Consider the following 13,237-nt stretch of genomic DNA (forward strand, 5'->3'; position numbering starts at 1 on the left):
TTGTCCCTACATGATTTCCATGTTTGTCTATGCTTCAGTGGCTGCAATACGGTGCGAGGGAGCGCCAGCAAGGTTGGGGTGGGAATAGATGGCAAAAACAACTGTCGAGTGGGTTGCCGACGAAGTTCTTGTTCGTGAGATCAACGAGCAGTTCTCGAGTGCGATAGCAGCCTATAAGGCTAAGCCAACTCTGATCGCTGAACACGCTAATCATGAGGAGTCCATCCGCACGGGTGGCTACGCGAATCGCACGCTTCTCGAACTTGTCCAGAACGCAGCTGACGCGATGGCTGGTTCCGAAGACGCCGGGTCAGGAGACCTCGGAAGAGTTGAGATTGTGCTCGATTCTGCTTCTCGGACGCTCTACTGTGCAAACTCGGGACGGCCATTTTCCAAGTCGGGATTGATCGCTATCACCCACGCGCATCTCAGTGGGAAGCGTGGTGACGAGATTGGGCGTTTCGGGCTCGGGTTTAAGTCGGTCCTTGCCGTCAGTGACTCGCCACAGGTTCTCAGCCGCTCCGTCGCGTTCGAGTTCAACTCCGCACAGGCTCGACAGGCCCTTGCTAGCGTTTTGGCTGGCCAACGTTTTCCGGTCCTACGTACGGCGACCCTCTTGGACGCAGCAGAGGAAATTCAGGAAGATCCGGTCCTTGCTGAGCTGGGAATGTGGGCGTCCACAATTGTGAAGCTTCCGTGCGCGTCCAACCTTGACCATCTTCGCGAGGAGATCGAGAACTTTAACTCGGAGTTCTTGCTTTTCGTCAGCGCTGTCCGAGAAGTTAAGCTCCGCGTGGTAGGTCCAGATCCCTTTGAGACAAGCCACGTTTCTCGAGACTTGGGTGGTGGAGTCCTACGGATTGAAGGCCCCGATGGTGAAGGTAGCGAATGGATTGTAGGGAGCCGGATGCACGCCCCCTCGGCCGAGTCGCGCAAACTTGTGGGAGAAGCGGTATCGCGGGCGGAAGTGAAAGTAACCGTCGCTGTACCAGCTCAGCAAAACAAGCTGAAGATCGGCCAGTTCTGGTCATACTTTCGGCTGCAAGACACGACGTCAGCATCGGGGTTATTCAACGCGCCTTGGAGCGTAAACGATGACCGGACTACTTTGCTCAAAAACGAGTACAACCGGGAAATGCTTCGAACACTTGCCGAGATTTTCGTAGGTTTGCTGCCTCAACTGAGGACTGAAAGCGACCCCGCGGCCCACCTGGATTACATGCCCGCGCGTGGTCGGGGCCAGGAAAGCCACGGGTTTGGGGACGAGAACTTGTCAACCCACGTGCTGCAACTCGCGGGCGCCACAGAGCTAATCCCAAATGCTAGGGCCGAGCTTTGCAACGGTTCAGCGCTGCGGCCGCTAGATCTGACAGTCCGCTTCGAGGAGCCGGTTCATCAGGGCTGGATCGCATCTCCCAATACAGGAGACGACGTCCCGCATTGGCGCTGTTACTCGACTTCAACGCGCGCGAGCCGTTTAAGAGACCTCCTGCTATCCGCGACCAACTCGGCCATTGAACCGAGTCAACGTGACATTAGGCTCGCTCTGGAGCAGATGCCGAAGAGGGGCCTTCTGACGTGGCTTCGAGAGTGGGCGGAAGGCAACGATCCGAAGTCCGCGGCCAACGCGTTCCGCACTGTTACTAAGAATCCTGGTCTTGATGAGATTGCCACCGCGAAGGTGATCCCTACGTCGGCAGGTATGCGAGCACTTGCCGACAAGGACATCGTCTTCCTCCACCGCGAGGCAGACCTTGAAATCGAAGGAGCCGTCTTCGTCGACGCCGCATTTCTCGCGGAGGAAGGCATCGAAATGCTTCTCCGGGGGCGAGGGTTCCGCGACCTCGACCCTGAAGCGATTCTCAACGCACGGTTAGCTACGCTTCCGGTGGAGCCGAATGACGCCGACCTCGTCAAGCTATGGGACGCGGTCCTGTCAGTTGCCGCCCCTGCGGCTGCAAAGCTTATGGGCAGTTCTAGGGCCGCGATCAAGGTGCCAACTCGTGACGGCGGCTGGGCTTGGCCGCAGCAGGTGATAGACCTCGATGTTGCTCTATCAGAGGATTTCGCGTCGAGGCTCCTCGATCGACGACGCTGCGTACCCGATGTGGCGCACCGGTTGGGTGTAGTGCAGCAGCCGGTGAAAAACTTTGCCCTGGAGGACGAGCTGGCGAACGAAGCGTATGTTGAGGCTATGCTCGCAGAGCTTAACGCGGGGCAGGGGCCAGGTGAACGGCCGATAAAGTCGATAGACTTCAGCCCGGCCGAGGGACCAGGTCCATTTTCGGTGCTTTTTATGCTCCGCGACGCGGGCGCTCCCGATCAGGTTCGTGCGAGCTGGACGACAGCCCTCCTGTCGTTCGCCGAGGGAGACTGGGTTGTCGAGGACGCGGGCACTGGACGCACATTTTCCGTTTGCTCACCCGTTCGTTGGGCCATTGAGCAGGCGGGCCTTTTCAACACGACTCGAGGCTTTCGTCCACTCCGTGATGTCGTCGCACCCTCGTTGGTGCGTTTTTCTGGCCTGCTGCCGCTCTACAAGGGTCCACATCAGGCGCTGACCGTGCTTGACCTTCCGGACGAGCTCACCGACGTTCCCCCTCACGTTTTGCGAGAGATGCTCGAGGGAGAACTTTTCCCCCGGGTAGATGATGACATCTTGGTGGAGTTCGTCTTGACCGCAAGCAGGATCGGGCTAGAAGGTGCTAAACCGAAGTCTCTTCCGGCTCGAGTAAGGCAGACGGTGGAAGCACATGCGCCGTCTACCGTTTACCTTGCTAAGACGGATGAGCAGGAAAACTTCCTTCGCGCCCGCCATCGCCCTTATCTGCGCGCAATGCCCGAGCAGGTTGATGAGTTGGTCGCCGTCGTCGGCTGTCGCAGGTTTGAGGACAGTTTCTCGTTTTCTATGGTTATTGAGGGCCAGCAGGAAGCTCAGAAGGTTCTTGACGTTTACACCGGACTGCGTAGCGAGTTCGGAGTGCAGCTATATGCCTCAAAGGTCTCCCGTGCCTTGCTGATCGCTAAACGCGTTACAACCGAGGATGGTGTTGAAGACCAGCCCTTGGACTGGCACCGTGATGGGTTTGAACTGGTAGTCGCCGGCGACTCAGACGAGCGACGAATCCTCGGTTTCGTGAACGAGGCATTCGATCTTCGCCTCGACAACGCCCGGCTATCCGCCGTGCTCAGGGCTGGCCTCGACCATAGGCTGGAGCTTCTACGTCAGCAGGCGCAGGCGATTGAGTCCGATGCTGAACGTCTCGACCTGTACATCGGGCCAGACGATTTGCGGGATGCGCTGCCGACCGGCCTCTGGACGGCATTGGAGGTGCAAGGACTTGTCGATGACCACACGTCCGTAGCCGATCTGTTCCTGACGGTCTACGGTTCCGACTCGCTGAAGATCCTTGCGGAGCGCTTCCGGGAGGAGGGGTTCTCTGACGTCCCGTCGGCGTGGGCGGGAACGCCGGCAGCAATTTCCTGGGTGCGTAAAATGGGCTTCGGCCCGGAGTTCGCGGGCCAGCGAAACCAGCCGCGTCCGGAAGAGTTCGTCGTCGTGGGTGCCGTGCGCCTTAATAAGTTTCACAGCTACCAAAAAAAGATCAGCGAAGACCTCCGAACCGTACTAACCCAGCCGTCCGCGGACGGACCGGCGCAGAAGGGCATGGTCGAGTTGCCCACCGGTGCGGGCAAGACCCGTGTGGCGACAGAAACCGCGCTCAAGTTGTTCGTTGACGAGGTGCTCTCAGGCACAATCCTGTGGATAGCCCAGTCCGCGGAGCTGTGCGAGCAGGCAGTACAGACGTTCCAGACAGTCTGGCGCTACTTGGGAGACGAACGCCCTCTGACCATCGGCCGACTGTGGGACACCAACTCCGTCCACGAACCTGACACCGAACTCTCCGTCGTTGTGGCGACAGACGCCAAAATTGAAGCGATCATGGCCCGGCCTGAGTACGAGTGGCTGAGCAGGCCGACTGCCGTCTTTATCGATGAGGCACACCGTGCCGGGGGCTCGACGCGCTACACGACCATCTTGCGATGGCTCGGAGTCGACGGACGCAGCTGGGAACGTCCGCTGGTGGGCTTGTCGGCGACCCCCTTCAAGGGGCGGGCAGGGGACCACAGCGGGACCAAGGAGTTGGTCGCGAGGTTCGGTACGAAACGACTTACGGCGTTCGAGTCCGACGCCTATAAGCAGCTCGTCAATCTCGGCGTCCTAGCGAGCGTCCGACACGAGGTGCTTCCGTCGGGGGTCGACGTTGATCTCAGCATGAATGAACGCAGCGCGCTCCAGTCGAGTCGTCTCATCGACCGAAACGTTTATGAGCGCATTGGCCGCAACGAGCACCGTATGCGGATACTGGTGGAGCACATCCTGCAACAGGATCCGGAATGGCCGATTCTCGTGTTCACACCTAGTGTGCTTTCAGCCCAGGTGCTTGCAGCTTCCTTGCGTTATCGCGGTGTAAAGGCGGCGTCGGTGAGTGGCCAGACCGGACGCCAGGAACGCCGGAAGGTCATCAAGGAGTTCCAGGACGGCGGGATCAAGGTGCTTGCCAACTGCGACCTGTTGGTCCAGGGTTTCGATGCACCCGGCGTTCGCGCGCTGTACATTGCGCGACCAACGTTCAGCCCAGGCGCGTACATCCAGATGGCTGGACGTGGGCTGCGTGGCAAGGAAAACGGCGGTAAGGAGGAGTGTCTGATCGTCGACGTTGCAGACAACTGGGGTGCTATGAACAACTTCCTCGGTTACCACGAGTACGAAGAGCTCTGGAAGGAGCAGCAGGGATGATCCTGGTTCCAACCCTGGCAGATATCGAGAAGCAATCAGTAAGCCCTGCTGAACGTTCCGTCGCGCGGCTGCTGCATGATGTCGAGGCCGATCCTGACGCAGTAGCTTTCTTCTCGGTAAGCCTGCGCTCGCACGCCTATAAGCAGCAGGCCGAGGCAGACTTTGTCATACTGTGGCGCGGTACCCTGATCCTGATAGAAGTAAAAGGCGGAGGCGTCCGCAAACATGACGGCGCATGGTACTCGGTCGATCGGCGAGGGGACTGGCACAAGCTTGCGAGCTCACCCATGGAGCAGGCTCGCTCCGCGGCCTTCGCCCTCCGAAGCATCCTCCAGGAGCAGGGGATCGGATGGTTCGCACACGAGGCAGTCGTAGTGACCCCTGACATCGACGCGCCTCCAGAGGCAGTTGGCTGGCTACCCACGCACTGGCTTGCCCGAGACAAGATGACCGCTGCTGGCATAGCTACCGCACTCGACGAGGTAGTGGCAGGGGCGCGGAATGCTCCGTCGGGTCAAAAGCTTGCGCGAATGAAAGACCTCAGAACGCATCTCTTTGGAGAGTTCACTCGGATGCCAGTTGTGGACGCGCAGCGCGGCGCGGTCATCGAGGAACAGAACCGCGCAACTGCCGGGCAATCGCGGGTCTTGGCGGCCCTCGCGCGTAACCAACGCATGCTCGTGCACGGCGGTGCGGGAACCGGAAAATCAATGGTCCTGGTCGAGGCAGCCAAGCAAGAGGCGGATCAAGGGCGGTCCGTGCTGGTAACCTTCCGGTCGCCTGCCCTTGCAGGGTACTTTGCTCCCCACCTCGCTGGGCGGCCCGTTGACCTTATACCGTTCGAAAAACTTCCTACTGTGGGTCGCTATGACGTGGTGCTGATCGACGAGGCCCAAGACATGATGACAGCGGAAGCTATGGACCGCATAGACGCCGTGATTGTCGGTGGTCGGGCCGGCGGGCGTTGGCGTATGTTCCTTGACCCCAACAACCAGGCTCACGTCGACGGTGACTACGACCCTGACGTTGCCGCACTCGTAACGGACGAGGCCGTGACAGTCGATCTCGACCTAAACGTGCGAAACACCAGTGCGATCGTACATGTCGTCCAGGAGTACCTCGGCGCAGATGTCGGCGACCCGGGGATCGTACACGGCGAACGAGTCAACTGGATTACCACTGAGGGTCGGGTCACCTTGTTGGACGGTGCGGCTGCTGCAGCGCAGCTTGTAAACGACGGGGTCCCCCGGGGTGAGATCTGGGTAATAGACCCAACCTCGAACAAGGCGCCTACGCGCGGCGCCGACGGAATTACGGTTACCTCCCCCAGGTTCGCCAAGGGACTCGAAGCTGAGCACGTAATCGTATGTGGCCTGCCCGAACCCCTCGACGATGCAGGGTTAGCGGCCTTCTACGTCGCCGTTACCCGGGCACGGGTCTCGCTCCACGTCATCGTGTCTAAGGATGACAAGCGGCGACTAAAGCAGCTCGTGAGACAGCGGATGGTATCTGCACAATGACCCTCACCCATGAACAAGAGTGTGTGCTTAAGCACCTTCGGTCTGCATACGTCGGGCCAGACGGAGGCGACGACGAGGTTATAGAAAATCTTCCGAGCAGGCAGTATGCCGTTGGCATGCTCTTCCCACATGAGCACGCTTCGCCAGTTGTCGACGAGGGCGCTGCTCTGCCAGACGTCGACGACGTCGACGTCGACGCGGCGGTCTCCTCGTCCGGGGAGGTGGAGGAGGCAGGTGCCGGAGTACCGATCGCGGAAGACTGGCGGCCGTCATCGGTTGCGATCTCCTTCGTCACTAACCACTTGGCGATCCGGTGCGACCTGACCGGTGCGACCTACGCTGCTGTTGAGGGGGAGGGCCCGCCACGCTGGCGCCGTGCCCCCTTCAGCTTTGAGGGACTTGTGCTAGGGCGGGATCAGCCGCACCACGAGGACGCAGCAGGTGCCGTACCGATCCAGATTGGGTCGCGGTGGAGGTCCTTTGGCGATGCATTCCTAGTGACCGTTCATGTGCGCATCATGGCCTCTTCGACCGGCGACGACCGGATTGACGCGGCCAACATGCTCTATCAGGTTTCGCTTGCGGTCACTCCGCAGGAACCGGGTTCGATCCTGGAGTACGACACCACAAGGGCATTTGATTTCGACGACGAATCGGCCGAGCTTCGCCTCCGGTACCGGAACCGAAAGGTCTATGCCGTTGGCCACGGCATGGCTGCCAATTGGGAGCTGTCCGACGGTAACTGCAATCGCGTGTGGCTCGACGCGGTGCCATCATTCGTGGTGCCGGCTATCGAGACCACAGCCTTCGATGAGTCGACCCCTGAGGCGCAGGCCCTGCGTCTCGACCACCTCTCGCGTCTCGACTCGTCGCCGGTCGAAGTTCTCGCATCCTTGGACGCCTTCGTGGACGCTTTCGGGACATGGGTTGCCTCCGAAAAGGTCCGGGTAAGTTCGTTCGGATCCGACGCCCCAGTCGCCACACGGATTGTCGATCGCTCCGAAGTGGCCTTCTCCCGCATGCTTGAAACCGTCGCTCTTTTGCGACAGGACGATCAGTCTGATCTCCGCTCGGCCTTCTCACTTGCTATGGCAGCCATGGGCCTTCAAATGCGGCAGGCGGCGCGCAATCGGACTGATGCACCATCGGAGCCTCGTTGGCGGCCGTTCCAGCTCGGATTCCTGTTGGTTGCTCTCGCCTCCACCGTCGACGAGACCCACTCCGAGCGCGAGCTCGTCGACCTGATCTGGTTTCCAACGGGTGGTGGCAAGACAGAAGCGTACCTTGGGCTCGCGGCGATCGAGATCTTCCGCCGAAGAATTTCCCATGGACCGGCAGGAGGCGGCACTGCAGTACTGACCCGGTACACTCTTCGCCTACTCACCTCCCAGCAGTTCCAGCGCGCTGCCTCCCTTGTCTGCGCGATGGAAATCCTTCGCAGGGCTGATGGACTAGGTGACCCACGCGTTAAGGGGATGGCGCCATTCACCATCGGCTTATGGGTGGGCAATGAGGTCACCCCGGGAACGCGACGTGATGCTAAAGGGGCACTAGAGAGACTTCACAAAGCGGCGCGTCCAGAAGAGGCAAACCAGTTCCAGATTGAGAGCTGCCCGTGGTGCGCCACCGTACTATTACCCATTTCGCGATCGTCGAAGCTGAATGAGTATGGCGTCAAGCTTATAGGTCGTGACGTTGTCATCCACTGCACCAGTAGTTCATGCCCTTTCAACGATGAGCTTCCCGTTGCGGTTGTAGATGAGGTGCTCTACGAGAAGCCGCCAACGATCCTACTCGCGACCGTTGACAAGTTTGCCCGCCTGCAGTTTCGCCCGGATGCGGGTCGCTTGCTGGGCCTGAATACAGCGTTCCGGCAGCCGTCCATGATCATCCAGGACGAGCTGCACCTCCTGTCGGGGCCCCTGGGAACGACGGTCGCAGTCTTCGATGCCGTGATTCAGCTGCTGCTCTCCGCCGGGGGAGCCATCCCCAAGATCGTTGCTTCGACGGCAACGATCAGGTCCTCTGACGAACAGGTTCAAGGGCTGTACGGGCGACCCGTCGCTTTGTATCCGCCGTCGGGTCTCGACGACGACCGCACTTTCTTTTCGCGGCCCGTCACGAGCGGAGAGGGGCGCCTATATCTCGGTCTGATGCCGCAAGCGCTGTCGCAGATGTCGGCCACGGTCTCAGCGGCCTCACCACTGATCGAGATCCCAGCAGTGCTCGATAAGTTGGGAAGCCCGGGCGTCAGCCGTGACGCCTACTGGACCGCCGTGATGTACCACAACAGCTTGCGTGAACTTGGTCGAACCGGCACCTTAGTCGTCGACGACGTCAACGCTCGCCTGGAACCGCGGGCTGAGCGGCTCGGGCATGACCTTCGCGCGGTTAGGGCAGAAAGGGTTCTTGAGCTCACCAGCCGTCGCGGACCGGAGGAGCTCCCGAACGATCTCCGTGAACTCAAGCGAAGCGCAGACGACTCTGACCAGGCGATAGACGTCGTGCTCTCGTCCAACATGCTCTCCGTAGGAATTGACATCCCTCGCCTTGCTTTGATGTTGATGGTCGGACAACCCAAAACGACTTCAGAATACATTCAGGCCACCAGCCGCGTAGGACGTGGCAAGGTCCAAGGGGTCGTCACGACGTTGTTCCGGTCCAACCGCGCGCGCGACCGCTCGCACTTCGAGACCTTCCGCGGCTACCACGAAGTGTTGTATCGCAATGTGGAGCCGACCAGTGTGACGCCGTGGTCGTTGGCCTCACGCGCTCGCTCGCTCGCCGGAGCCCTTGCCGCCCTTTTGCGTCATCTGGTACCTGAACTCGCTGGGAACGATGCCGCTATCCGCCTGGACCTGAACGATGTCCGCCAGAGGGACACTATCGTGGGGCTCGTTGACAGGTTTGTTGGCCTAGTGGGACGGGCCGACAAAATCGAAATGGACGACACCGGCGAAAGCGTCAGGATGCTACTCAACGAGTGGGACCGGCGGGCGAGGGAGGCCCGCGAATCCGGTTCTGGCCTGATGTACGACCGTCAAAAACAATCCGATGCTGCACTGTTCAAGCGCTTTGGGCAGCCGGGAGAGGGCTGGCTCGTTGCCGACTCCATGCGGTCCGTAGAACCGAACGTGGCCGTGGGCGTACGCGAGCCTTTCGAGGAGGGAACAAGTGGAACGGATTAAGCACGACTTGCGGCTGTCGGAAACCGTGTCGCCGTTCGGTGTGGGAGCAATCGTAGACGTTCGGGGTGAGTCCCTGATTGCACCCGACACGTCGTGGTGGGACAAACGGTTCGCTCTCGAGATTCACTGCGAACGCCTTGTGGAGCGGCTCGGGTCGAGCATTCTGCGCGAGGCTCCGACCCACTCTGACCGGGCAGGAAAAGATACGCTCGGCCTGCTGTACTGGAGGTTTCCTACCTGGAGGTTCTGCGAAAGGTGCTCGCGACTGTCACAACAGACGGGGAAGAAAAAGGGAAAATGGACAAATAGGTGCTCCTGCGAAGGGTCGCTCGTCCCTATGCGTTACGTTGCCGTCTGCGAAAAGGGCAGCCACCTCCAAGACATCCCATGGTTCATGTGGGCCCATCGTGGCCGCGACGCCGGCGTGACGGAGCCCGTCCGCTTTTGTCGCGCCTATAAGGAGCTTCGTTTCGTCCGCTCGGCTAGCCACGGTGAAGGTCTGAAGTCGCTGCGCGTAGAATGCGGCGGGTGCAAACGGTCAAGGCCCCTGTCTGAGCTTGTTACAAAAGACGCGCTCACCCGGGACGGGATCCGCTGCAAGGGCGTCCAGCCCTGGCAGGACCCCACCCCCGGCAACGCGTGTGATCACACGCTCTTCGCAGTGCAGCGCGGTGCGACCGGCAATTACATCGCGGAACGCATATCCGCCCTCGACATTCCAGAGGAGCGCCCTCGTTCGGACGAGATGGCCGACACCATCCGCAGCCACATGTTCTTCGATAAGGTCGTCGCCGACAACGGCGGCCCCCAGGCGGAGGTCATCGCTGGATGGATCGCGGACGAGCTCGGTATTAGCTCTGGTGACGTCCTGAGTGTCGCGGCCGGAGGAGACGAACCAAAAGACGACATCTTGCTCGACTTGAAGGATGGCGAATGGGCAGCTTTCCTCAAGAAGCTGGATAAGCCAGGACGAGACCGAAGCGAAGGCGACTTTGTCGTGGATGGCTGGACCCTAAGCGGTCGTCAGGACGTTCCTTCAGCTCTCGCCGCTCGCCTGACTGCCGTTGGACAAGTCAGGAGGGTGCGTGAAGTCCGGGTGCTCAAGGGGTTCCGACGCTATTCCGCGGATGCCGAAATGATCAGTGCAGACCTCTCGATCGACGCTAAACGAAGGCCAGTCTTTCCTGCAATCGAGATGTACGGCGAGGGGATATTTCTTCAGTTCAACGAGCAGTTCCTTAGTGAGTGGGAGAACCGGCCAGAGGTTCAGGCGCGTGCAGGCATCCTCGTGGGCAGGCGCAGTGAGACCCCTTGGGCGCAGCGCCTCGACTTCCCCGAGCCTCGCTATGTCGCTCTGCACACTCTCGCGCACCTTTTAGTCCGCCGTCTCGCATATGCCAGTGGGTATGCCTCGGCGTCTCTCCAAGAGCGGATCTATGCACACGCTGACCGCCCGGACAGCACTGCAGGCATTTTGATATATACAGCAGCCGGGGATGCCCAAGGCACACTTGGAGGTCTCGTAAGACTCGGCGATCCCGACAAGCTGGTGCCATTGCTCCTCGCAGCACTTGACGATGCAGACGTTTGCTCGAACGACCCTGTGTGCATTGAGAGCGATCGGCAGGGCACGTCAAGCCTGAACCTTTCGGCCTGCCACGGCTGTTCGCTGGTCAGCGAAACCTCGTGTGAAACCGCCAACCGGCTTCTCGACCGACAGCTTGTCCTTGGCGGAAGCAACGTCCCGGGGTTGCTGGACGGCGTGCTGGAGGAAGTCAGGTCGTTGGCGAGGTCCACATAATAAGCCCAGTGCTGCCCACGGAACTAGTTTTCCGTGATCCTGTGAGGAACGCTGGCCGTGGTCAAGAAACTTCTGGAACTGATGTTTGTCACCCGCTTGGTTGGCGGCTAGGGGGCCGCACGCCAGTTAGGATGGACGAATGGCAGCAGAGAACACAGTCGAGGCGCCTATTACGGTCCTTGACCTGTTCTCGGGATGCGGGGGGCTTTCTGAAGGCTTTCATCAGTTCCGTCCGAAGGGTGGCAGTACTCCAGTTTTTCGTAGCATTGGCGCGGTCGAATGGGAACCAGCAGCTGCAGCTTCCTACACAATGAACTTCGGAGCCGAGTCGAATCGAACTCGCTATTTTGATCCACCGGATATCTTTTGTGGTGACATCGTCGAGTGGGAGCCAAAATGGCGTCCAGGCGATGTCGACGTTGTCGTCGGAGGTCCCCCTTGCCAGGGGTTTTCCGGTTTGAATCGGCACAAGGTGCGCGCAGATCGAAATAAACTCTGGCAAGAGTTCATCCGTGTTGTTATCGCACTCCAGCCCAAACTTTTCGTCATCGAAAATGTCGACCGATTCGTTCGCTCAGCTGAGTTCAATGATCTCCAGGACCGGATTGGGAGTGGGGACCTCGCGAATTATCAGCTTGTCGAGCCGCCGGGAGCGAACGAGAACGACACCGAATGGGAGCGTGCCCGGCGCTACCTGCTGAACGCCGCCGACTACGGTGCGAGTCAGGCACGTCGACGGTCAATTGTAATCGGCGTTCGAACGGATGCAGGACTGCCCGTTGAGACAATGCGATACCCCGAGCCCACTCATTCGCGCACCACTCAACTGAAGCGAAAACGTGTTGACGGCGCACTAACCAGCCTTAGCCCATGGGAAACAGTCGAGGATCTGTTCAGCAGGACCGCTGGCATGAAACTCGAAACGACAGAGCTTCCCGGAGGGCGAGCGACGACAGTCAAAGGTATCGCGTCGAGCATCGCGGGACCCTTTCTTACCACGGAACTGCACTTTGCTAGGCGCCCCGAACCGATTTCGCTCGCCCGCTATAAGGCAATTCCGACAAACGGAAACCGCAAGAACCTGCGTGGCCGGTATCTATGTCGCTTCCATAGCGGTGCGGAGTTGATCCTAGAAAAGGGAGGAGCGCCTCGTGACCCGCAGGGGAGCCTAGATGTGCTTGGTACCTACAAGGTAGTCGTCGACGGAGGCGCCACTCTCAAATCGCTGGCTGTTAGGTCTGTTGAGATAGAAAGCGTGTCCCTTCGCCGGAGCAAGAGCGCAGTGTATCGAGTAGAAGTCTGGGACGGACGTGCGTCTCATGATGCCACCCTTGAATACCTGTCGACTCAAGCGTGGGACGAGCATGACACGGGGACAGGAGATGTTATGGGGCGGATGCGTTCCGGCGCCCCGGCCGTCACAATCCGAACCGAATTTTTCAAGCCCGAGAAGGGTCGCTACCTACACCCGACAGAAAACCGGCCCATCACGCATTTTGAGGCGGCCAAGCTACAAGGCTTTCCTGATGACTTCCGCTGGTGCGGGTCGAAGACTGAAATCGCCAAGCAGATCGGAAACGCAGTCCCTGTGCCGCTCGGAAAAAAGATCGCTGAATCCATTTATGATTACTTGCGATTGGTGGATCCGGGTGACTCCGACAGGCGTGAATTGAGTGAAGTGGTGGCTCTTCTAAGGGCAAGGCCTTCCGACGCTCGCGCCTTTGAAGGCTTCGACACCCATCACGTAAACGTCGAAGATTTAGCATTTCAGTCGCTCGATATGGTCGCATCTGCCCCATCTTGATGTCATTACCGTCCCGCTCGAGCTCCTCCTCCTACTAGCGCCGCAAGTGACGTCCCCTTGTCATCTCACAGGAAAAGAATCCTCAGCCAGATCAGACTGTGCGTTGGGGGTACCCTCCGGGGA

At 59.7% G+C, this 13,237-nt stretch carries 5 protein-coding genes; all 5 read left to right on the forward strand.

What is annotated here, in order from left to right:
* The first annotated feature begins 88 nt into the window (after positions 1–88).
* The 5 genes from M8J71_RS01130 to M8J71_RS01150 all read left to right on the forward strand — a co-directional run bounded on the left by M8J71_RS01130 (position 89) and on the right by M8J71_RS01150 (position 13,114).
* Positions 89–4,801, forward strand: coding sequence for a sacsin N-terminal ATP-binding-like domain-containing protein (locus tag M8J71_RS01130; RefSeq protein ID WP_256246180.1), 4,713 nt, complete (start codon positions 89–91; stop codon positions 4,799–4,801).
* Entirely contained in the window at positions 4,798–6,321 is a 1,524-nt protein-coding gene (locus M8J71_RS01135) for a nuclease-related domain-containing DEAD/DEAH box helicase (protein WP_256246181.1), read from the forward strand. The genes M8J71_RS01130 and M8J71_RS01135 overlap by 4 nt, the downstream gene beginning before the upstream one ends.
* A gap of 116 nt (positions 6,322–6,437) precedes the next feature.
* Complete coding sequence (locus M8J71_RS01140; RefSeq protein ID WP_256246182.1) at positions 6,438–9,509, forward strand: helicase-related protein; 3,072 nt, start codon at positions 6,438–6,440, stop codon at positions 9,507–9,509.
* The gene (drmB, locus tag M8J71_RS01145; protein WP_256246183.1) at positions 9,496–11,310 is read left to right on the forward strand and encodes a DrmB family protein; all 1,815 of its coding nucleotides are present in this window, start codon (positions 9,496–9,498) and stop codon (positions 11,308–11,310) included. The genes M8J71_RS01140 and drmB overlap by 14 nt, the downstream gene beginning before the upstream one ends.
* A gap of 139 nt (positions 11,311–11,449) precedes the next feature.
* Positions 11,450–13,114, forward strand: coding sequence for a DNA cytosine methyltransferase (locus tag M8J71_RS01150; RefSeq protein WP_256246184.1), 1,665 nt, complete (start codon positions 11,450–11,452; stop codon positions 13,112–13,114).
* The last annotated feature ends 123 nt before the right edge of the window (positions 13,115–13,237 follow it).

The sequence above is a fragment of the Pseudarthrobacter sp. R1 genome (assembly GCF_024494415.1).
Taxonomy (GTDB): domain Bacteria; phylum Actinomycetota; class Actinomycetes; order Actinomycetales; family Micrococcaceae; genus Arthrobacter.

Excerpts from the sequence above, each read along its gene's own strand:
- M8J71_RS01130 (WP_256246180.1), top strand. The coding sequence starts at position 89 with ATGGCAAAAACAACTGTCGAGTGGGTTGCCGACGAAGTTCTTGTTCGT.
- M8J71_RS01135 (WP_256246181.1), top strand. The coding sequence starts at position 4,798 with ATGATCCTGGTTCCAACCCTGGCAGATATCGAGAAGCAATCAGTAAGC.
- M8J71_RS01140 (WP_256246182.1), top strand. The coding sequence starts at position 6,438 with ATGCTCTTCCCACATGAGCACGCTTCGCCAGTTGTCGACGAGGGCGCT.
- M8J71_RS01150 (WP_256246184.1), top strand. The coding sequence starts at position 11,450 with ATGGCAGCAGAGAACACAGTCGAGGCGCCTATTACGGTCCTTGACCTG.